Origin of the sequence: Kushneria phyllosphaerae (assembly GCF_900312995.1) — a bacterium.
GTDB classification, from domain to species: domain Bacteria; phylum Pseudomonadota; class Gammaproteobacteria; order Pseudomonadales; family Halomonadaceae; genus Kushneria; species Kushneria phyllosphaerae.
The window spans coordinates 670,828-692,620 of record NZ_ONZI01000003.1 but is presented as its reverse complement, the minus strand read 5'-3'; the positions used below and the strand labels follow the sequence as shown (position 1 = coordinate 692,620).

Annotated in this window: 19 protein-coding genes; 4 read left to right on the top strand and 15 right to left on the bottom strand. The window is 59.4% G+C overall.

The features are described from left to right. Both KSP9073_RS13045 and trxA read left to right on the top strand, forming a co-directional pair. Nucleotides 1-780 carry a sulfite exporter TauE/SafE family protein gene (locus KSP9073_RS13045; protein ID WP_341476563.1) on the top strand — a complete coding sequence of 260 codons (780 nt, stop codon included), beginning with the start codon at nt 1-3 and terminating at the stop codon, nt 778-780. Nucleotides 781-904: 124 nt separating this feature from the next. Then, on the top strand, nt 905-1,228 hold the full coding sequence (trxA, locus tag KSP9073_RS13040; RefSeq protein ID WP_108843362.1) for a thioredoxin: 324 nt from the start codon (nt 905-907) through the stop codon (nt 1,226-1,228). A gap of 76 nt (nt 1,229-1,304) precedes the next feature. Here the strand turns inward: trxA and KSP9073_RS13035 are convergent, their stop codons facing one another. From KSP9073_RS13035 to KSP9073_RS13005, 7 genes are all read right to left on the bottom strand, one after another. Then, nucleotides 1,305-2,390: an AI-2E family transporter gene (locus KSP9073_RS13035; RefSeq protein WP_108843361.1), complete on the bottom strand. Its 1,086-nt coding sequence runs from the start codon at nt 2,388-2,390 to the stop codon at nt 1,305-1,307. Nucleotides 2,391-2,454: 64 nt separating this feature from the next. After that, a complete protein-coding gene (locus KSP9073_RS13030) occupies nt 2,455-3,657 on the bottom strand; it encodes a Bcr/CflA family multidrug efflux MFS transporter (RefSeq protein WP_243409238.1) in 1,203 nt (400 codons plus the stop codon). Between the two features lie 64 nt (nt 3,658-3,721). Then, nucleotides 3,722-4,213, bottom strand: coding sequence for an STAS domain-containing protein (locus tag KSP9073_RS13025; RefSeq protein ID WP_108843359.1), 492 nt, complete (start codon nt 4,211-4,213; stop codon nt 3,722-3,724). Continuing rightward, the gene (locus tag KSP9073_RS13020) at nt 4,206-5,348 is read right to left on the bottom strand and encodes a PP2C family protein-serine/threonine phosphatase (RefSeq protein WP_108843358.1); all 1,143 of its coding nucleotides are present in this window, start codon (nt 5,346-5,348) and stop codon (nt 4,206-4,208) included. Before KSP9073_RS13020 ends, KSP9073_RS13025 begins: the two co-directional genes overlap by 8 nt. Nucleotides 5,349-5,380: 32 nt before the next feature. Beyond that, nucleotides 5,381-6,121 (bottom strand): MlaA family lipoprotein, encoded by a 741-nt coding sequence (locus KSP9073_RS13015; protein WP_108843357.1) that lies wholly within the window; start codon nt 6,119-6,121, stop codon nt 5,381-5,383. Nucleotides 6,122-6,305: 184 nt separating this feature from the next. Next, complete coding sequence (gene hrpA, locus KSP9073_RS13010; protein WP_108843356.1) at nt 6,306-10,289, bottom strand: ATP-dependent RNA helicase HrpA; 3,984 nt, start codon at nt 10,287-10,289, stop codon at nt 6,306-6,308. A gap of 148 nt (nt 10,290-10,437) precedes the next feature. Further along, entirely contained in the window at nt 10,438-12,126 is a 1,689-nt protein-coding gene (locus KSP9073_RS13005; RefSeq protein ID WP_108843355.1) for an AMP-binding protein, read from the bottom strand. A 185-nt stretch (nt 12,127-12,311) separates the two neighbouring features. On the opposite strand from KSP9073_RS13005, the gene cysK reads away from it, so the two are divergent. Then, complete coding sequence (gene cysK / locus KSP9073_RS13000) at nt 12,312-13,280, top strand: cysteine synthase A (protein WP_108843354.1); 969 nt, start codon at nt 12,312-12,314, stop codon at nt 13,278-13,280. A 97-nt stretch (nt 13,281-13,377) separates the two neighbouring features. Here the strand turns inward: cysK and KSP9073_RS12995 are convergent, their stop codons facing one another. The 3 genes from KSP9073_RS12995 to KSP9073_RS12985 are packed head-to-tail and all read right to left on the bottom strand — an operon-like array spanning nt 13,378 to nt 16,410. After that, nucleotides 13,378-14,166, bottom strand: a complete 789-nt coding sequence (locus KSP9073_RS12995; RefSeq protein WP_133241027.1) for a class II glutamine amidotransferase — start codon at nt 14,164-14,166, stop codon at nt 13,378-13,380. Further along, entirely contained in the window at nt 14,159-15,940 is a 1,782-nt protein-coding gene (locus KSP9073_RS12990; protein ID WP_108843352.1) for a VWA domain-containing protein, read from the bottom strand. Before KSP9073_RS12990 ends, KSP9073_RS12995 begins: the two co-directional genes overlap by 8 nt. Nucleotides 15,941-15,945: 5 nt before the next feature. Further along, nucleotides 15,946-16,410, bottom strand: coding sequence for a hypothetical protein (locus KSP9073_RS12985; RefSeq protein WP_108843351.1), 465 nt, complete (start codon nt 16,408-16,410; stop codon nt 15,946-15,948). Nucleotides 16,411-16,461: 51 nt separating this feature from the next. Here KSP9073_RS12985 and KSP9073_RS12980 point away from each other — a divergent pair, with 51 nt between their 5' ends. After that, the gene (locus KSP9073_RS12980) at nt 16,462-18,555 is read left to right on the top strand and encodes a S9 family peptidase (protein ID WP_108843350.1); all 2,094 of its coding nucleotides are present in this window, start codon (nt 16,462-16,464) and stop codon (nt 18,553-18,555) included. A gap of 162 nt (nt 18,556-18,717) precedes the next feature. Here the strand turns inward: KSP9073_RS12980 and KSP9073_RS12975 are convergent, their stop codons facing one another. From KSP9073_RS12975 to KSP9073_RS12955, 5 genes are all read right to left on the bottom strand, one after another. Further along, complete coding sequence (locus KSP9073_RS12975) at nt 18,718-19,167, bottom strand: YcgN family cysteine cluster protein (protein WP_108843349.1); 450 nt, start codon at nt 19,165-19,167, stop codon at nt 18,718-18,720. A 20-nt stretch (nt 19,168-19,187) separates the two neighbouring features. Beyond that, nucleotides 19,188-19,496, bottom strand: a complete 309-nt coding sequence (locus KSP9073_RS12970) for a YcgL domain-containing protein (RefSeq protein WP_108843348.1) — start codon at nt 19,494-19,496, stop codon at nt 19,188-19,190. 27 nt (nt 19,497-19,523) lie between these two features. Beyond that, nucleotides 19,524-20,678, bottom strand: coding sequence for a ribonuclease D (gene rnd / locus KSP9073_RS12965; RefSeq protein WP_243409237.1), 1,155 nt, complete (start codon nt 20,676-20,678; stop codon nt 19,524-19,526). 125 nt (nt 20,679-20,803) lie between these two features. Beyond that, nucleotides 20,804-21,418 (bottom strand): recombination mediator RecR, encoded by a 615-nt coding sequence (gene recR / locus KSP9073_RS12960; protein ID WP_108843346.1) that lies wholly within the window; start codon nt 21,416-21,418, stop codon nt 20,804-20,806. A gap of 14 nt (nt 21,419-21,432) precedes the next feature. Then, a complete protein-coding gene (locus KSP9073_RS12955) occupies nt 21,433-21,759 on the bottom strand; it encodes a YbaB/EbfC family nucleoid-associated protein (RefSeq protein WP_108843345.1) in 327 nt (108 codons plus the stop codon). Nucleotides 21,760-21,793 lie beyond the last annotated feature (34 nt).

Sequence of the window (21,793 nt, the reverse complement as noted above, 5' to 3'; positions counted from 1 at the left end):
ATGTCACTTATCGATTTTCTGCTTTATGTACTTGCCGGCGCGGGTGTCGGTATCGCGGTAGGGCTTTCTGGCATCGGCGGTGGCTCACTGATGACGCCCATTTTGCTGACCTTCGGGTTTCCACCGCATGTTGCTGTAGGCACGGATCTTTTATACGCCGCCTTTACCAAGATCAGCGGTATCTTCAGTCATCAGAGGCAGGGGCATATCGACTGGAAGGTCATGCTGCGACTGTCCATGGGCAGCGTGCCAGCCGCGATTCTGACGGTCTTTCTGCTCAACCGCTTTTTTACTGGCGCCCATGATTACAGCGGACTGATTACCACCACTCTTGGCATCATGTTGATACTGACGGCTGCCGTACTGATCTTCAAGACACCGCTTCAGCGCTGGACCGGTCAGGGTGATCGCTGGGTCAATCGACACGTTGCTCCCCTGACTGTCGCTGCAGGCATTGTACTGGGCGTATGCGTCACGCTCTCATCGGTGGGTGCCGGCGTATTTGGCACGGCGGTATTGATGCTGCTTTATCCCTTCTTCTCTTCGGGTCGAGTGGTGGGCACTGATATCGCGCATGCCGTGCCTCTGACGCTAGTGGCCGGTGGCGGGCATTTACTGCTGGGTAACGTGGATTTCGCCCTTTTGCTGGCACTGCTGGTGGGTTCAGTCCCCGCCATCCACGTAGGTGCATGGCTTTCGAAATATCTGCCGGACAACCTGCTGCGAGGCATGCTGACATTACTGCTGCTGAGCATGGGCATTCGATATGCATTTTTTTGAACAGGAAAGCAGCGTTAATCGCTTTGTTCAATGAGCACCATCGCAGAGACACATTTGCCTCACCCCCTGCGACCCGCTACCATCCCTTGTATACAGCCTGTACATGCAATCACTGGAGTAAATCATGGCTAACAATGTTGACGTTACCAGCGCCAATTTCGACCAGGAAGTCATGCAGGCCGACAAGCCTGTACTGCTGAAGTTCTGGGCCCCGTGGTGCGGCCCCTGCAAGATGATGGCACCGGTAGTCGACGAGGTAGCCGAAGAGAAATCCGGCGAGCTCAAGGTCGTCAGCATCAATGTTGACGATGCTCAGGATATCGCTGCCGAACAGGGTGTTCGTGGTGTCCCGACCGTCATGATGTTCAAGGATGGTGCCAAGGTGGCTTCTCTCGTCGGCGCACAGTCCAAGACACAGCTGGTGCAGTTCATCGATCAGAACGCCTGATCAAGACGTACTGAATCAAGCAAAACGCTCCCATCGGGAGCGTTTTTTTATGCCGGTCATCCGGCCATGGAGCGCCCTAATCCTCTGTTGGCATGCCCTCTCTGGCTCGCCGCCGTCGCTCCCGGTTGGGTCCCATCAATATTGAAATCCAACGCGTATCAGGATGGCTGTCCAGCAGTATCTTGAGAGACATGGTCAGGGGAACCGATAGGAAAAGCCCTACCGGCCCGAAAAGCCATCCCCAGAACACCAGCGACATGAAGGCCGCAAGCGTGGACATCCCCAGCGTCTGCCCCATGATGCGAGGCTCAATGAGATTGCCCAGCACAAAATTGATCGTGATATAGGCACTGCTGAGAATGGTTGCCTTGACGACACCACCTTCCGGCATGATCAGGGTTAGAAGGACTGCAGGCACGGCCGCAATGATCGAACCAATGTTGGGAATAAAATTGAGAAAAAACCCCAACACTCCCCACAACAGCGCAAACTCGACCTGAAGAATCAGACAGCAGGTGGCAATGAGTGCGCCGGTAATGGCACTGATCACCGTTTTTACCAGCAGATAGCGCTGTAGCGTTCGGGAAAACTGGGTAAAACGCGCCAGACTGCCATGAGGCTGTTTAATGGCCTGAGAAAGCTTGTAGGGGAAATCCAGCGTCTCATACAAAATAAAAATGATTAAAATGGCGATGATGCCAAGCTGAGTAATGAAGTTGCCGATTCCCCCCAGCAGCGACGGCAGCGAATCCATAAGCATGCCGGGATCCAGATTATCCTGCAGCGCCCTGGCATTAAACGGCAGCCCCAGAGCATCGAACCACTTGAGAAGCCCTGTATAGTGCTGACTTAGAGACTCCTCGAGCGCTGGCAGCTGATTGACCAGATCTCCCAGACGTGCCATGACCAGCCAGATCAGCAGGGTACTGGCCAGCGTCACAACAAACAGCACACAAAGAATCGACAGATTGACGCTCATCCCTCGTCCATGGAGCCATTTAACTGGACGAGAGCACAAAATGGCAATAAACAGCGAAAGCAGTACCGGAATGAACAGGCCCGCTCCCAGCTTCAGACCGGTCACGATGATGACCAGCGAGGCAAAGGTAAGTATCAGGTGGTAGGGAAAATGGTGCTGATCCTGCTCGGGGTCGCTTTTCATGGCAGCCTCTTGAATACCAATGTCAGACACTGCAACGACATGCACCCGCCACGCAGCGCGCGTTTCACAATGCCTTTCCCCTTGCACGAACAGGCGGCGTCAGTACCCGCAAAAGCGTATTGGCGCAAAGGCTTGCGCCGACCATACCCAATACCATCGGCCAGATACTCTCCATCTGAAGGCCACTCACCAGCGCACCTGCCAGGCCGGCGGCCGTAAACTGCAGGCTACCCAGAACGGCATTGGCCGTGGCACTCATGTTGGGGAAATGATCCAGCATGGAGGAGACGGCATTGGGTGAAATGAGACCGTTCACGCCGACGAAAAACATCACCAGCAGTACCATCAACCATAGTGCATCCAGCCCCGCCACTACCGTCATGACAATCAGCATACCGGCAGTGAGCTGGATACCCAGTCCCAGCCTCAGCAACTGCTGAGGCGAATAACGTCCCAGAAGCCGTATATTCAGCCGATTGGACAGGGCCATGACAACGATATTGGCACCAAAAATAAACGGATAAAGCTGACTGGAGACGCCGTAATACTCCATATAGACATATGGAGAACTGTTAATAAAGCAAAACATGCCGGCAAAGGACAGGGAAACGGCGGCGATATACCCCATGGCTTCGCGGTGTTTCAACACACTCGCATAGTTGCCAAGAACCTGCCCTGCCCCACCGGATGATCGATGTTCGGGCATACGGGTTTCAGGCAAATAGGTCAGGATCAGATACAGCAACGCAGCGCCGTAAAGGGCCAGGAACAGAAATATGGCCCACCAGTCGACAAGCGTCAGCAGCACGCTCCCGACCGTCGGGGCGACCAGCGGTGCCAGCATCAGGATCATGACCATCGTTGAGAGAACGCGGGCCGCTTCCCGTCCCGAAAAACAGTCACGCACGATAGCCGGTGAGTTCACGACACAGGCCCCGCCGCCCAGCGCCTGCAAAAACCGCAGGATCATGAGCGACCAGAACGTGTCGATCTGGGTGATCAGCAAGCTGGACAGCGTAAAGGTAATGATGCCCCCCAGCAGTACCGGTTTGCGCCCGACACGATCCGACAGAGGGCCAAAAATCAGCTGACCCAGCGCCATCCCCAGCAAAAAGATACTGATCGAAAGCTCGGTCAAATGGATATTGGCATCAATGTGCAGGGCAAGGGCAGGAATGGCTGGCAGGTAAGCATCAATGGCAAAGGGCGCCAGGGCCGTATTGGCAGCCACCAGCAGGGCCAGGCGTCTGGCGCCGATAATAGGCAAGTCATTCTCCATATCAGACCACGAATGCCGCATGAGGCCCCTTGAAGGGACACAGCCATCGCGGTCAGTGCTCTCGCTGGGACTCCAGCAGGTCAATAAGCGGTTGAAACTCGATGCGATTTTGTTCGCTCATGGCCGCCAGCGTGTGGTGGGCTTCAAGGATTCGCTCCCGCATCTCCTCTTCGCTGGTTTCCAGAACCGGCAGATCGCTGAAATCGGCAGGCTCCGACCACGGCATATCGATAATGGTGACGTACTTCTGAAATCCCATGACGTCCAGCATGCGCCTGACGTCGGGATGATCAACGGCCACCAGCGGCTGACCGGGGATGCGATGGCGTACGGCCAGTGCAATCTTGGCCAGAAACCCGAGCGCCGTGGAATCCATGTTGATCACCTGACGCAGATCAATGACGACACGTTCAAGGCCCGGCAGCTCCGCCAGAGGCTGTACCTGCTGGTCCAGGGTGGCACAGAGTGTCAGGCGCACATCCCCGGCCAGTCTGAGCACAAAGGTGCCCTTTTCAAACGCCGCCTGAAGTCGTCCTTCATCCATCGTTGAAACCGCTCAGGGTAAGAAAGGTAATGTCATCCGGCAGTGCATCGGACAGGGCCAGCGATGATTTCAGATCACTGATGCTGTCTGCATTGCCGATATGCTCGCACAGCGCAGAAAGACGCTCTTCGAGATTGTTGCCTGCCAGGCAGTCAAAAACACCATCCGAACAGAGCCAGAGCCTGAAATCCGCCGGCAGCTCACAATGATAGGTCGGATACTCGACGTCCGGAAACAGCCCGACAGCCGGCCCCTCCCCTTCAAGCTGACGCACGCTGCCCCTGGTGGTCAAAATCGGCATGGGCATCTGTGCGCCCAGGGAATAGTGCAATGTACGCGTCTGGCAGTCGATCACACCGACCACGATGGCCGCATGTTTGCCGACCCCGGTATCCAGAAGCTCCCGGTTGAGTCGGGCAAGCCATCTGGCTGGCAGGTTTTCCGGCAGGCGCGCGTTCCAGCGCGACAGCCAGCGCTGAAACAGTGCCTTTAAAAGCACCGTCACAAAGGCAGAGGAAGCGCCATGCCCTGCCACATCTGCAAAACAGAACAGGACGTAACGATCACCGTGGGCCTGATAGTCGAGAAAGTCTCCTGACAGATAAAGCGACGGCGCCATCCAGTAATCACCCTCGATGCCATTGAGTCTGGCACACGGCATGGGCTGTAACCGACGCTGAATCTGCCCACCGGCCTGAAGATCGGTACGCAGCGTGCTCAAATGCGTCTGAAGCTGCTCGTTAAGCTGCTCCAGACGATCCCGGTCGCGCAGCGCCGAGGCATGAACACGCCGACAGTCCAGCGCTCTGAGCATGAGCTGGGTCAAAAGCGACGCATGCCCCACTGGATCAACCACATAATCGAGAACGCCGGCCTCAACGGCTGACATTAGCGCTCGACTGTCGCGCTCCTGACTGATGACCACAATGGGCAGACGCTGCACCAGCGCCGCCCACTGTGATGTCGGCACGATATCGGCGTGCACGACCAGACCATCGAGCCACTCGGGCAGCACATGGATGTCGTCAGCCACCAGCAGCGTAAACCGGCCACACGCTGACAACGCCTGGTAAAGCGCATCGCGACGCGCTCCAGGCTGATCGACAAGCGCTATCCTATCCGTTTTGGCAGGCATGAACGCTTTTCCGCCGTGGTCGTTCGAAGGATTTATTCTGCAAAGTCGCTGTCATCGAATTCAAGATCGTCACTGCCGAAGGGATCCTTGCCCGACCGACCATCATTGATCAAAAACGCCCGACGCTGCAGGTAGGCATCGCGAATAAACGAGTAGCGATCGCCCTGAATCAGCTTTTCCTGATCCAGCAAAGACGCACGAGCCTGCACCAGATCGATAAACCGCACGCTCCAGCGTGTCACGTCATGATCAATATAGGTGACCGGGTCGGTATAGAAATCCACCGGCATGCCGGCCGTATCACGTACGGTGCTTGGTCCGAGGAAAGGCAGGACCAGGTAGGGTCCCGAACCGACGCCCCAGGTGGCCAGCGTCTGACCGAAATCTTCGTCGTGCTGATCGATGCCCATACGGGTTGCCGGATCCAGAAAGCCGCCCAGACCCAGGGTGGTATTGATCAAAAGCCGCCCGATCGAGGTGCCGGCGTTGGTCAGCTTCCACTGCAGCAGGCTATTGAAGGAGTTGCCGACTTCTCCGAGGTTGGAGAAGAAATTGCCCACCCCCTCCTGCACGGGCGTCGGCGTAATGTAGTCATACCCCTGAGCGACGGGCTTGAGCGCATAGCGATCCAGCGTGTCATTAAAGGAGTATACGCCCCGGTTAAAGCCCTCCCAGGGATCCTGCGGATTGCTGTCCTGCGTTTGCGCGCCGGCACACCCTGCCAGCGTGACACAGGTAAAGGTTGCCGCGGCAATGTTCGTCCATGTTTTCATTCGTTCACCCTGTCCCTTGTTATCTGCAGCCCTGACGCGACTGCATCCTGTTCTACTGCGGCAACCGTCTGCATGATGGCCTTCGTCTGGCGCCATGCGATTTCAATAGCGCGCAAAGGAGTCAAGCGCCGCATTGTCAGCCGATTTCAGGTCACTGTACAGCCCAGCGGCCATCAGTCACGGGTCAGGAAGCCGTGATGTCCTGCCACTGGCGTTCCAGTCGCTTGGCCGACACCGGCGCCAGCGTCCCCAGCTGCTGGGCGAAAAGCGAGACCCTCAGCTCCTCAAGCCACCATCCGAATGCATCCAGAGCCTGATCCTGCAGGCCGTTGGCCCCCTGCCTCCGGCGCCTTTCCTCAAGCCGACGCTGGAAGTCGTTGACCTCCTCCATGGCCAGCTGATCGCGACGGACTTCGCGCGGCGCCTTTTCAAGCCGAATCTGCGCCGCCTCAATATAGCGTGGATACTGGGCCAGCCACTCTCCCGCGGCACTGATAAAGCCTGGATAAACCAGACGCTGCATCTGGGCGCGGACATCACTGAAGCTGAGCGCCAGGTTGAAGGTCACCTTGCCCTTGAGGACCTTGCTGACCTCAAGGTGTCGCTTGAGAATGCGCTCCAGCAGTGCCACAAGCGACTCGGCCGTCTCATGCAATCGCGAGCGCTCGCTTTCAAGACGCGCTTCAAAGGCCGCCTGATCGCGCGGCAGCGGATCGAAGGCAAAGACGCTCAAAAACACGGCCTCGATGACATCATCCACCAGATCCCGGCGCGTGCCGACCCTGGCATACAGCAGAACACAGCGCTCAAGCCCGGGCAGATCGCGCGCCAGAAAGCGGACCTGATCCGGCAGGCGACGCATGGCCAGGCGCTTGATGCCATGACGATGCTGCATGCAGGCCTTGTCGGGATGATCAAACAGCGTCACCCCCAAAGTATCACCCTCATCCACCAGTGCCGGCCAGGCCTCGACGCGAATACCGGCCTGATCACGCACGTGAGACTGCGGCAACTGACCGTCCGGAAACTGCGTCAGACCCTGCTGCGACAATGCGTCCCCCGCCATGGCCTTCGTACCTGCCACGGCTTCCTGCTCAAAGCGCTCGATCAGGGCGTTGAGGTCTCGCCCCTCTCCCAGTACCTGCCCCTCGTGATTGACCACACGAATGTTCATGATCAGATGCATCGGCAACTGCTCCGGGCGCCACTCATCTGCCGCCAGCCGAATGCCTGTCTTCTGGCGCAGGAACTCTGCCAGCGCCGAGGTCAGCGAGACATTGCCGGGGGTCAGTGCCGACAGCGCCGCATCGGCCCAGTCCGGAATCGGCACCACCTGGCGACGATACTGCTTGGGCAGCGACTTCATCAACGCAATGACCTTGTCGCGACGAAGCCCGGGCACCAGCCATTCCAGCCGCTCGCCAGGCAGCGTGGAGAGCATGGAGGCCGGTACCGTGATGGTAACGCCATCATCCGGCTCGTTGGGCGCAAAGTGATACGACAAGGGATAGCGAATCCCGCCGCCCTGATAGCTCAGCTCGAGGGCATCCGGATATTGATCGACCGTAACCTCGCTGGCTTCACGTGCCAGCAGGGTCTCCATGTCGAGAAACAGGATATTGGCGTCGTGCTGCTCGCTGTGGCGCCGCCAGTGCTCGAAACTCTTGCCGTTGTAGATATCGGCCGGCAGGCGCGCATCATAAAATTCAAACAGGGTCTGTTCATCCACCAGGATGTCGCGACGACGGGCGCGATCCTCGAGATCCTCGACCTCCTCGATCAGTGCCCGGTTATGTTCAAAAAAGGCACCTTTCGTCTGAAACTGCCCTTCCACCAGCGCATGGCGGATAAACAGCTCCCGGGATTCCTCGGGCGCGATGGGGCCATAGTGCACCTTGCGGCGCGCCACGACAGGCAGGCCGAACAGCGTGACCTGCTCATAAGCCACGACCTGGGCACGCTTCATCTCCCAGTGCGGCTCGCTGAAGCTGCGTTTGGTCAAATGCACCGCCAGCGGCTCGATCCACTCGGGTCGAATGGCGGCGACCTGGCGGGCGAAAAGACGCGTTGTCTCCACCATCTCGCCTGCCATGATCCATTTGGGCGTGCGCTTGGCAAGACCTGATCCCGGATGGATCATGAACTTTCGATTACGCGCGCCCAGGTATTCCCGCGGCTCCTTGTCGGAGCCTGCGTGCAGGCCCAGATTGGATAAAAGCCCGGTCAAAAGCGCCTGATGCAGACGAGCAATGTCAGGCTCGCCCTCGTTTTCGACCAGCGCCAGCTCCCGCGTGAGCTGCTTGAGCTGGCGATAGGTGTCATGCCATTCGCGCAGGCGCAGATAGCTCAGGTAGTTGTCGCGACACCAGCGCCGCAGCTGATTGGCCGAAAGCTCGGCGCGGCTGGCCTCAAAGCCCTGCCACAGATTGATCCAGGCCGTGAAGTCGGAATCCTTGTCCTGCCACTGCCGGTGCTTTTGATCCGCCGCCTCGCGCTTGTCGGCAGGGCGCTCTCTTGGGTCCTGAATGGAAAGCGCACTGACCACGATCAGGGTTTCGCGCAGGCTGCCAAACTCGCTGGACGCCAGCACCATGCGAGCCAGGCGAGGGTCAATCGGCAGTCGTGCCACCTGACGGCCGGTTTTGGTCAGAAGCTGGCGTTCATCAACGGCGCCAAGCTCAAAGAGCAATCGGAAGCCGTCCTTGATAAAGCGGCTGTCGGGAATGTCCACAAAGGGAAATTGCCCGATGTCTCCCAGCCCCAGTGACAGCATGGAGAGAATGACCGAGGCCAGATTGGTACGCTGAATCTCGGGCTCGGTATAAGCCGAGCGCGACAGGTAATCCTCTTCGCTATAAAGCCGAATACACACGCCCTCGGCGATACGACCACAGCGGCCGCGGCGCTGATCGGCACTGGCCTGACTGATCGGCTCGATCGGCAGACGCTGCACCTTGGCGCGATAGCTGTAGCGACTGATGCGCACCAGGCCCGGATCAATCACATAGCGAATGCCGGGCACGGTCAGCGAGGTTTCGGCCACGTTGGTGGACAACACGATCCGCCGGCCGGTGTGCGGGGCAAACACGCGATTCTGCTCGCTGTTGGATAGCCGCGCATACAGCGGCAGCACTTCCGTATCACGCAGTTCCAGCCGGCGCAGCGTATCGGCCGTTTCGCGAATTTCGCGCTCCCCGGGCAGAAAGATCAGGATGTCGCGCGGGCCGGTGTACCAGCGCTTTTCACGCTCGATACGTCCGATCTCCTCGACGGCGGTCACGATGCCTTCCTGAAGCGTCTGATCCTCCTCCTCACGCTCATCGCGAACCAGCGGGCGATAGTGCGTTTCCACAGGATACGTTCGCCCGGAAACCTCGATCACCGGGGCGGGCGTTGTGGTGCCATCGTCATGCTGCCGGCCAAAGTGGCGCGAGAAGCGATCCACATCAATGGTGGCCGAGGTGATGATGACCTTGAGATCAGGACGCTCTACCAGCAGGCGCTTGAGATAGCCCATCAGGAAATCGATATTGAGACTGCGCTCGTGCGCTTCATCGATAATGATCGCGTCGTAGCGCAAAAGCTGCGGGTCGTGCTGGGTCTCGGCCAGCAAAATCCCATCGGTCATCAGCTTGACCCGGGTGGTAGGGTCGGTCTGATCGGTAAAGCGCACCTGATAACCGATGGCGCTGCCCAGTGCGCTGCTGGTTTCCTGCGCCAGGCGCTGCGCCACGCTGCGGGCCGCCAGCCGGCGTGGCTGGGTATGGCCGATCAGACCACGCACACCAAGCCCCAGCTCCAGACACATCTTGGGCAGCTGGGTGGTCTTGCCGGAACCGGTCTCGCCTGCCACCACCACGACCTGATGATCGCGGATGGCCTCTAGAATATCGTCACGACGTTCGGCGACCGGCAGCTCTGGTGGATATTCAAGCGTGACGGGCTGGTCGCGACGCCCCTGCGCCAGTGCCATGGAGCGCGTCAGGCGGGCATCGATATCCTTCAGGGCCTTATCCACGGGCTGGCCGCGGCGAATGCGCCCGGTCAGACGTTCCAGACGCTGCCCCTGCGTCACGGCATCGCTGATCAGCACATCGTCAAGGCGGCGACGCAGTGATGCGTGCGTCTGCTGCGCCGACTCACCGGAGTCAGTCACGTTATCGCTCAAGGTACCCTCTGGACTTTTGAAACCGCCAAGGCGGTAGTGACAACGGTCATGACAGCGCCATGACCGTTCAAGAAAAGGTGTTCTACCAATGGTTACAGGAAGATGATTGTAGCGCCAATCAGGCCCTGGCAGCCAACCGGCCTGTGGATCAGGAAGCGTCCTTGCGTGCGGTGTCGGTCAGCTCATCACGCAGGACACGACGCAGCACCTTGCCGACACTGCTGCGCGGCAGCTGATCGCGAAATTCAAAACGCCTTGGCACCTTGTAGCCGGTCAGCTCCTGCCGGCACCACTGCTTGAGGGCTGCGGCATCAAGATTGACCCCGTTTCGCGGCACGATGAACGCCACCACGCTCTCCCCGCTGTCCTCATCGGGCACGCCGATTACGGCAGCCTCATGAATGTCTTCATGCCTTAGCAGCACATCCTCTACTTCGTTGGGGTAAATATTGAAACCGGAGCTGACGATCATGTCCTTCTTGCGATCCACAATGCGCACAAACCCATCGTGCTGCAGCACCGCGATATCACCTGATCTGACCCAGCCATCTTCAGAAAGCGTTTTGGCCGTTTCCTCCGGCAGTTTCCAGTATCCCTTCATGACCTGAGGGCCCTGCACACAAAGTTCGCCGGGCGTGTCGTAACCCAGCGGCTGGTCGTTATCATCCAGCACCTGAAGGCGGGTACCGGCGACCGGCCGGCCAATGGCCCCCGGCTGTATCCTGTCGGGAGGGTTGACGCACACCACTGGCGACGTCTCGGTCATGCCATACCCTTCCAGCACAGCAGAGCCGGTCACCTCGTACCACCGGTTGGCCGTGGTCGTATTGAGCGCCATGCCGCCGGAGACGCTGAGCTTTAAAGGACTGAAATCCAGCTTTTGGAAATCCGGACGCCGACACAGGGCGGCAAACAGTGTATTGAGCCCGATAAAGGCCGAAAAGGGCTGCTGAGCGAGCGTTTTGACAAAGCTGTCCAGATCCTTCGGGTTGGGAATCAGGACGCTGTGGCTACCGGTTTCACAGCCGAACATGCAGTTCACGGTGAAGGTATAGATGTGATAGACCGGCAGGGGTGCAATGATGGTTTCCTGTCCGCGGGTCACGGCGCTGCCCAGCACCTCGCCGGTCTGGCGCATATTGGCCACCAGGTTGGCATGGGAGAGCATCGCGCCCTTGGGCGTACCGGTCGTGCCGCCGGTATATTGCAAAATGGCCAGATCCTCATCGCGGCCCCAGCGGCTGTCATCGACTTTGCCCTGCTGCTTTAAAACCTGACGCATGGGAACGGCATCGGGCAGATGGTAGCGCGGCACCTGGCGGGCGATATAGCGCGCACCAAGGTTATATTTGAAACGCGATGGCCAGGGGTGAAGATCTGCCACCTCGGTGACGATGACATGGGCAATCGGCAGGCGCTTGAGCACTGCTTCCAGCTTGTGGGCCATGTGCGCAAACACCACGACGCCGCTCACCCCGGCATCCGCGAACTGATGATACATCTCGTCGGCGGTATACAGGGGATTGGTATTGACGATGACAAGGCCTGCCTTCAGGGCACCAAACACGGCCACCGGGTACTGCAGCAGATTGGGCAGCACAATGCCCAGACGGTCCCCGGGCGACATGGACGTGCGGGTGACAATCCAGTGGGCAAATCGATCCACCAGATCCTTCATGCCTGCGTAGGTCAATGTGCTGCCCATGCAGGTAAAGGCGGGGCGGTCAGCGTATTGCGAACAGGCCCTTTCAAACACGTCGAGAATCGATCGGTAACCGTCATCCTTCTCGAGCGCGGGCCCTTCAAGCAGCGCAGGTGCCGTCTTCATCTCGCTCATGCCATCTCCCGATCATCATGCCGCTTGCGGCCAAATACCGTTTTATGGAAAACCCCTAAAATAGCATGAAAGCCTGTGACCAGGGCCGGACACCAGGGGCTCGACGAAGGTCGTACCCTCTCGTCACAATGGCGCAGGTTCTTTCCTCTGTCCTTATCAGACAGTCTACTGACATGGAGCACGCGATGAGCAACATTCTGGAAGACAACTCCCAGGCAATCGGACAAACGCCGCTGGTCAGGGTCAGACACCTGACGGATCATCCTCGCGTGTATGCCAAGCTCGAGTCGCGCAACCCGGCGCTGTCGGTCAAGTGCCGAATCGGGGCCAACATGATCTGGGACGCCGAAAAGCGTGGCGTCTTGAAACCGGGCATGGAAATCATCGAACCCACCTCCGGCAACACTGGTATCGCCCTGGCGTTTGTGGGCGCGGCGCGCGGCTACAAGGTCAAGCTGACCATGCCGGCCTCGATGAGCATTGAACGCCGCAAGGTACTCAAGGCGCTGGGCGCCGAGCTGGTGCTGACCGAACCCGCCCGCGGCATGAAAGGCGCCGTGGAGCGTGCCACCGAACTGCGCGACGCCGAACCCGAGCGCTATTTCATGCCGGCCCAGTTCGAAAACCCGGCCAACCCCGAGATTCATGAAAAGACCACCGGCCCGGAGCTCTGGGACGCCACCGACGGTGACCTTGATGTTCTGGTGGCAGGCGTCGGCACCGGCGGCACGATTACCGGCATTTCCCGCTATTTCGAGAAAATCAGGGGCAAGGCGCTGCACAGCGTTGCCGTGGAGCCGTCCGAGTCGCCCATCATCAGTCAGCGTCTGCGTGGTGAGGATTTGACGCCGGCCGGCCACAAAATCCAGGGCATCGGTGCCAACTTCATCCCGGCCAACCTGGATCTGGACCATGTCGACCAGGTAGAAGCCGTCACCAGCGAAGACGCCATGGCCATGGCACGCCGCCTGATGCGTGAAGAAGGCATGCTGGTAGGGATTTCCTGTGGCGCTGCCATGGTGGCCGCCCTGCGTCTGGCCGAAGACCCGGCGTACAAGGACAAGGCCATTGCCGTTATTCTGCCCGACAGCGGCGAGCGCTATCTCTCGACGGCGCTGTTTGAGGGCATGTTTACTGAAGAAGAACTGAGCTAACAAAAGGGCGAGTGCCAGAATAAAAAGACGCCGCAGACACGTGATGTTCTGCGGCGTCTTTTTTAGACGTAAAGGTCTTTCCAGATTCAGTGCGCCATCAGGCAGACATGGCCTGCGGCGTAATGACGTCACACTGCTCGCCATCGCAGAAGGCCATGGCCTCACCAGGGTGCATATCCTGCCAGCCTGACTCATTGGTCAGGGGGTTTGTCGCCAGAAGGGTATACACCGTGGCGCTGTCACAGCGGCTGGCAAGGTCAATATGCTCACCGTTGTCCAGCGACGTGACGGTACCAAAGGGCGCACGCCGCGTCAGCCAGCACATTTTCTTGCTGCAATAGGTATACAGCACCCGCCCATCACTGAGCATCATGTTGAAAACACCCATCTGTGCCAGTTGATCACCACACTGGGCCAGCAGCTCACAGGTGGCGGAGACATCATCACAATCCTGCTGCGCCAGTTGATCGAGCAGCCAGCAGAAGACATGCTCGCCATCCGTACTGCCCAGCGGCGTAAACCGACCGGAAAGCTTGAGCGCCTCAAAGCCCTCCAACTGACCCTGCATGGTATAGCACCAGTGCCGCCCCTCCATTTCACGCGTAAACGGATAGGTATTCTGAATTTCAACGCCGCCTTCATTGGCATGGCGCAGATGCCCCATCATGATCAGTGCCGCAATATCATCCTGACCGAGCAACTCTGCCAGAGGCGAGTCTATGGCGGCGCGCACATCATGAAAGTCGTGATAGCCGTCCCGGCGATAAAAGCCGATACCGAATCCATCACAATGAGGACCATCGCAGCCCCCTCGCTGTTTGAAGCCGCGCCAGCTGAAGCCGGTATTGACCGGCTGATTGGCGCTCATGCCCAATAGCTCACACACTCGGGTCTCTCCTGTGTCGGGGACGCTGGCGCCGCAGGCGACGCCTTCTGAAGGCAAGCAATAAACAAAGCACAATCAGCGCGGCAGCCACCCACCACGCACGCGGGTCCTGCATCCACTGCATGGCCTGCGCTCTGGCCGCAGGCCAGTTCTCCTGCGCCAGATGCCATAGCCGCTGCAGCGACCATGGCTGGTCCTGCCCTTCTTCTTGAGAAGATGCCATCTGCTCACCCTGGACCGCATCCCGGTCAAGACGCGCACCGGAAAGGCTGGTGGCGGCATCGCTATTGAGCATTACCGGTGGCAGCGGAATTTCGAGTATTCGATTATCCAGCGCCACGGTCGCCACAAGGTCGACCGGAACGGACTCGTCGGGCAGGTCATCGGGTAGCGTGATCTGCCAGCGATCATCTGCCAGCGGTTTAACGTCCAGGGTTTCCCCCAGAAGGTCTGCGTTGATACGCGTGTTGTCACGCGTCAAACGAGGCCAGGCCGCCTTTAGCGTAATGCGCGACTGATCACCGGAGAGCGAGGCATCAATAACCGGTACCACGTTGACGCTACGGGTCAGCAGTCGTGCAAACGCCTCGGTGCGCGCCTGCAGGGCCAGTTCGGCATTCCCTGTCTGGTCGATGCGATCAAGATGCCCGCGATAGTGTCCATCCGATTCACGCTGTAAACGAGTGCTGGTGATCTCGCCCTGCGCGCCGCGCAGAACGGCATCGACCACAGGCTGCCGTGACGGGTCATCCCCCTGCTTGGCCATACCGTCCAGCCAGACGTCAAGAGGCTGATCGATGTGGGCATATAACGTGGCCGGAATATTGGCGCTTCGCAGCTGCAGGCTGGAGTCGATCAGAATACGCGAGCCGGCACCGACCGGCCCCTCGATCTGCCACTGCCCGGCGAAAGGGTCGGGAACGGTAATCAGTTCATAGCGGTCGTCATGACGCCAGCGACTTGCCACGCCCGGATCATCGATGCTCAGACGCTCGCCGTCCGGGCTGACCAGGGTGATCGGCCCGTCCCTTTGATCGTGAAAGATCAGCGCCGTAAATTCCTGCACCTGGTCGTCGACCTGAAATCGGCCATCTTCCAGCGGCAGCTGCTGGCGCGGGGCAACCTGATTGAGGACATCCAGGAAGGAGCGCAAGAGCGCTCGAGAGTCTTCAGCCACCGACGCCAGCCCGCCGGTCTGCTGCGAGATGGCGCGCATCAGATCGGTATCGGCATTACGGGACAGCGCAATGGTATGAATGACCACATTGCGCCCGGCCAGATCCGGCGCGAGCGTTTTGATGATGCGCTCACGTGACGCACGATCCCGAGCAGGCTTGTCGCTGAGGGCAGGGACATCCACCATGCCATCGGTCAATACGATGAGATGCGTCCTGCCCTCCCCTCGTACCCCTTGGGTGGCAAGGTTCAGCGCTGATTCAAGATCGGTAAACTGCTCGTATCGGGTCAGCTGAGGCAAAACGGACAGCGCATGCTGGCGCCACTGGTCGTTGACAGTGCCCATCGCCAGTGGATTGGCCACCTGCTGACCAAAGGTCCAGAGCCCGGCACGAACATTATCGGGCAGTAGATCCACCAATAGGCGAACACCGCTGGCGCGCAGGTTGTCAGGATCGTTGTCCTTCATGCTGCCGGAGACATCGATCGCCAGACGAACGTCGCCCTGTTCGGGCGAGCCCTGTGGCGCCGCCTGAACGGGCAGTGCCAGCAGGACCAGCAGCAACCATGCACCTGTCATCAGCCACCGATACAGCATAGGGCCTATCTCCCGAGCGAAGGTTCCCGACGCGCTGGCGCACTGTCACGACGTCGATGGGCACCCTCACGATCGTCACTGTGACTCCTGGCCCGGGCGCTGCCGGAGCGGTCATCGTCATCCTTGTCATGGCGACCGCGTCGGCCGATGAAAAAGGTCACCAGCATCCCCAGCACAGCGCCGATGACCATCAGGATACCGCCAAGGAAGATCTGACCACCGTTATGCTGCAAAAAGCCGACAGCCGTCACGACCAGCGAAGGCGCCCAGCCTGAATACCCAAGCTCTGACTGCGGGCCGGGCACCGAGAAAAATGCCGGCATCCAGAGCAGACCCGCCACGCCGCCAGTGACCAGCCAGCGAGGCAGGCGCGGCAGAAATGAAATGGCAAAGTAGCCGAAGACCAGCACTGCAACGGATAATACGAACCAGCATAGCCACAATAGTGGGATCGAGTCTGAAATCAGCACGCCCTTGATACCTCCGGGTTAAATACAGCGACCAATGTTACACTGCACATTATGAAAGAACACCTACCGTCCGCGCCGGTTGCGCGCTTCAAAAAAATCGAAGACCCCCACTGGCACTGGCTTGAAAACCGTGATGCGCCAGAGGTGGCCGAGTTTCTCGAGGCCGTCAATCTTGAGTGTGATCAGTGGTTTGAACCACTTGAATCCCTCACACAGACCCTGTTTGACAGTCATCTTGCCCGCCGCGAGCTGGCCGTGACAGGTCTTGCCACGCCCTTTGATCATTTCGTGTACTGGAGCGAAACCGCCTCCGATGCCGATTATCCGGTTTTCTGGCGCCATCCGATCGGAAATGATTTCGATCATCTTGATATCGAGCGCCGCGGTCACGAATGCCTGATCGACCTGCAGGAACTTTCTACTCACAACAGCTTTCTCGAACTGGGTGATCTTGCCCTGTCCGAAGACGAGCAGTGGATGGCCTGGACACTGGATACTCAGGGCAACGAGTACTTCGATCTCTATCTGCGCCATCTGCCGGATGGCGAGACGATTCGCCTTGAGCGCGGTATCGGACCGGATCTGTGCTGGGCGGAAGACAACGCCACGCTTCTCTTTACGCGTTACGACACGACTCAGCGTCCTGCCACGGTCTGGCGACGCCATCGCAACCACGATGATGCCGTCTGCATCTTTGAAGAAGACGACGTCGAGTTCTGGGTCGGCCTGGACAAGACCCGCTCACGGGAATGGCTGATCATCCACAGTGCCTCAAAGGACACCAGTGAAGCCCATCTGGTTCCCGCGACCACACCGGAAAGCGCGCCAGAATGTTTTCATCCGCGCGAGAGTGGCGTGGAGTATGGCATCGATCACCGCCCGGGCATGTTCTATGTGCTTCACAACAGAAATGCCGTGCACTTTTGCCTCGACCGGGCCGAAGAGCACGCGTTTGGGCAGTGGCTACCGATGATCGAACATCGCGACGGCACAACGCTTGAGGATGTGGACGCCTTCTCATGGGGGCTGGTGCTGACCGAGCGGGACCATGACAGTGCCCAGGTACATCTACGCTTGATGCAGATTGATGAGCACCATGACGTGACCCGCGATGAATGGCTGCCCATTGCGGAAATGCCCTGCAGTCTCGGGCTTGCCGACACGCCCCATTTCGATACACGACAGCTTCGCCTGCACGAAGAGTCCTTTACGACCCCGCCCCGCTGGGTCGAGTTCGATATCGACAGCGGCGAGCGGCGACTGCTGCGCCAGCAGCCCGTTTATGGCGACATTCAGCCCGGTCATCTGGCCTGCCGCCGACTCTGGGCCACTTCCTTTGATGGCGAACGCGTGCCGGTATCCGTGGTCGCACGGGCGGACCTGATCGACCGCGGACCGCTCCCCACCCTGCTGTATGGCTACGGCGCTTATGGTCAGACACTGGATCCCTGGTTTTCCATCTCGCGTCTTGAACTTCTGGCCCGTGGCGGCGCCTTTGCCGTCGCCCACGTTCGCGGCGGCGGTGACCGGGGCGAGCCCTGGTATCTGGGTGGCAAGCTGGAGCACAAGGAAAACAGCTTTCAGGATTTTTTGGCCGCTCGCAATGTGCTGGTCGAACATGGCCTTGCCGAGGAACGCCACATTGCTGCCTACGGTGCCAGTGCCGGCGGACTGCTGGTGGCCGCTAGCGTAAATCTTGACCCTCATGCCTTCTGCGCAGCGGTGCTGGATGTCCCCTTTGTCGATGTGCTGCGCACCATGGAAAATCCGGACCTGCCGCTGACAACGGCGGAATATACCGAATGGGGCAATCCTGAAGAACCGGAAGCCCATCGACGCATCAAGGGTTATTCACCGCTGAACAATCTGGTCCCGGCCCCCTGGCCGGCCGTCTATCTACAGGGCAGCTGGCATGACTCGCGGGTACCCTACTGGGAGCCGGCCAAGCTCTATGCCCGCCTGATCGAGCTCGACAGCGCCCGTGGACCGGTCATGCTGCGCACTGACATGAGTGCCGGTCACGGCGGCGCCTCCGGGCGCTTTCATGCCTGGCGCGATGTGGCCCGTCAGGACGCCTTTATCCTGTGGGCACTGGGGCTTTCACGGGTTGAGCCAACGGCCAAAACCACGGCGCCAGACGCCTGATTGCGATCGGCGCCTTAAAGGCGCCGATCCTGAAAGGGGTTACCTTGGGAGGACCGGACTGAAAAACGATCCTGCCCATACCCATAAAAGGGGCGCACCTCACAAGCGAGGTGCGCCCCTTTTATTGATTGACATCAAATGCCTGGAATCCGTCAGGCGCCATCATGACTGGCAGGGTATCACGGCAATGATGTAATCCTCATAGTCCCGTTCAGGCACCTTCGCTTCACTGACAGCCATGCCATGCATGCTGACACCGGCGCGGCGAGCCCCCTGCGGATCACCACTGATCAGCGGATGCCATTTGGGCAGCGGCTTTGACTGTGCCAGACGTCGATAGCCGCAGGTGTCGGGCAGCCAGTGAAACGCGCGAGCCCGCTCCGGCGTCAGCTGAAGACAATCGGACACCTTGTTAAAGCGATGCTCGTAATCACTGCAGCGACAGGCGGTGGTATCAAAGAGTCGACAGGCCACCGACAGGGTCACGATTTCCTGGTTTTCCTCATCCTCCAGCCGAACCAGACAGCACTGACCGCAACCATCACAGATGGCCTCCCATTCGACGGGCGTCAGTGCTTCCAGCGGAAATCGTTCCCAAAAACGCTCACGCATATTGCCTCCCGACACGTCTTTCAAGCGCTCTGGTCATCAGCACCGCCGCTCACGTCAAAGGCCTGATCACGCGTTCGCGCATCGCCACCGGGCGGCATCTGCAGGTAATACCCCTTCTCCTTCAGCGCCTCGATGACCCGGGCAGTATCCACACGCGCCAGCGTCCGCTCCGGCGTCATGATCATCATCATGATGGATTGCGGGGGGCCGAAGCCTTCCAACAGCGCCTGAGGCACCACGTCGAGTCCACGCGTGCGATCCACGTAAAGAAACATCTCTTCCTGACGCGGACTTTTATAAATCTGACACAGTAACGGTGTCGGGGTCATTAGGATCTCCGCCAATACAGGGCCGCTTCAGGGCGCATCAGGGGCCGAAGCGCGGGCACGAGCATCCCCTGACAGGGCCGACACCAGAGCATCGTTAAGAACATCGCCGCGCCAGCCGCTCAGTAAAGGCCAGTCGGTGCGCTGAAGATCGGCACTGATCCAGCGCTCGAGCTCGCGACGCGTCACAAGGACCTCGGAAGGCAATGACAGCGCCGCAGCGCGCTCATTGACCGCGGCCTTTAACGCCTTCATGCGTTTTTTGTACGCATCGCTGACCGGCGAAGGCAGGGGCGCGGGCAAGCCGGACGCCTCCAGTCGTACCGCCTCTTCGATCAGTGCCAGAAGCGTATCGCCTTCGCGCTTGATCAGGGCGGGCTTGATGCCATCGACCCGGGACAGCTCATAGCGATTGCTCGGCAGCGCCGCGGCCATTTCCATGAGCATGGCATCACTGGCCAGCCAGTTGCGCGGCAGGTTGCGCTCACGCACGGCACGTTCGCGCCAGACACACAATCGCTGAAAGGCTGCCAGCTGTCGTGGTTCCAGTCGCCAGGCGTTGCGATGACGCAGATACCAGCGCGCATCATCGCGCGGGCCTCTTGCGGCCTCAACGAGGGCATGACAGTCCTCGAGCAGCCATTCAAGGCGGTCCTGCTCGCGAAGACGTGCCTGCTGGCGCTGCCAGATCGATGCCAGCCACACCACATCCAGCGCGGCATAGCGACACTGCTCTTCACTCAGCGGACGCTGCAGCCAGTTGGAGCGGGTCTCCCCCTTGGGCACATGCTGTTGCTCCCAGTGATCCACCAGCCGTTGATAGCTGATGGAATTCTCCGTGCCCAGCAGAGCGTGGGCCATCTGGGTGTCCACCAGCGGTGACGGCACATCCCCCACCCAGAGCGTGAAGATCTCCATGTCTTCACTGCAGGCGTGCAGTATCTTCAGCGGCCCTTCATCTCCCAGCAGCGTGCGCAGCGACTTGGTAGGCGCGATCACGGTCGGGTCGATCAGATAGACGACCTCGGCATCACCCAGCTGAATCAGTGCAGGCACCGGATAGAAGGTGGTTTCGCGCATGAACTCGGTGTCTACCCCGATCACCTCACGGGTTGCCAGATCGGTGCAGGCGCGCTCGAGCGCCTCTTCGGTATCGATAAAGTGCCAGGTTACATCAGTGGGCATGGTCATTTTGTCTACAGCCGCCTGCCGACCTTCGGGCCGACAGGGAATAAAATAAAACAGGCCGCAGGGCGGCCTGTCGCATCCGTAACGTTCAGCCTTCAGCGGCCACCCGCCACAACACTGATCTACTGCCCCGGCTCGCCAAAGGGCAGGCGCCCCATGAACGCACGCGACAGTGTGCCGCCATCGACATACTCAAGCTCGCCGCCCATGGGCACGCCGTAAGCCAGGCGCGAGCAGCGCACGCCTAGCGCTCGAAGCTGTTCGGCAATGTAGTGCGCGGTCGCCTCGCCTTCCACGGTGGGATTGGTGGCAAGAATCAGCTCTTCTATTTGCTGCTGGTGCACCAGCGCTTCCAGTTGATCCAGCCCCAGATCCTCCGGGCCAACGCCATCAATGGGCGAGAGATGGCCATGCAGCACGAAGTAGCGTCCGCGAAAGCCGCCGGCCTCTTCGATGGCCAGCAGATCCGCCGGAGACTCCACCACACACAGGGCGTGATCGTCGCGCCGCGTATCCTCGCAGATGCTGCACAGCCGGCTTTCTGTCAGATTACGGCATTGCTCGCAGTAACCCACCTTCTCGAGTGCCTCACCCAGCACCTGTGCCAGTCGCCGCCCGCCCTCGCGGTCACGCTCCAGCAGGTGAAAGGCCATGCGCTGCGCCGTGCGGGGACCAACGCCCGGCAACACACGCAGCGTTTCAAGCAAACGGTCAATCAGCGGTGAAAATGTCGCCATGAAGTGCGCGTATCCTAGAACGGCATCTTGAAGCCAGGCGGCAGATTAAGCCCCTGAGTGGCTTCTTCCATTTTGGTGCGCGAGTTCACTTCTACCTTGCGCACGGCGTCATTGATGGCCGCTGCGAGCAGGTCTTCAAGAAATTCCTTGTCTTCCTGCATGATGGCCGGATCAAGATCGATCGAGGTGACATCGTGCCGACCGTTCATGGTCACCTTGACCATGCCGGCACCGGCTTCGCCATGCACTTCGGTGTCGGCAATTTCTTCCTGCACCTTTTGCATCTTGTCCTGCATTTCCTGAGCCTGCTTCATCAGGTTGCCCATGCCACCCTTCATCATGATTGCTTCCCTCAAGAGTCGTTAAATCAAACTG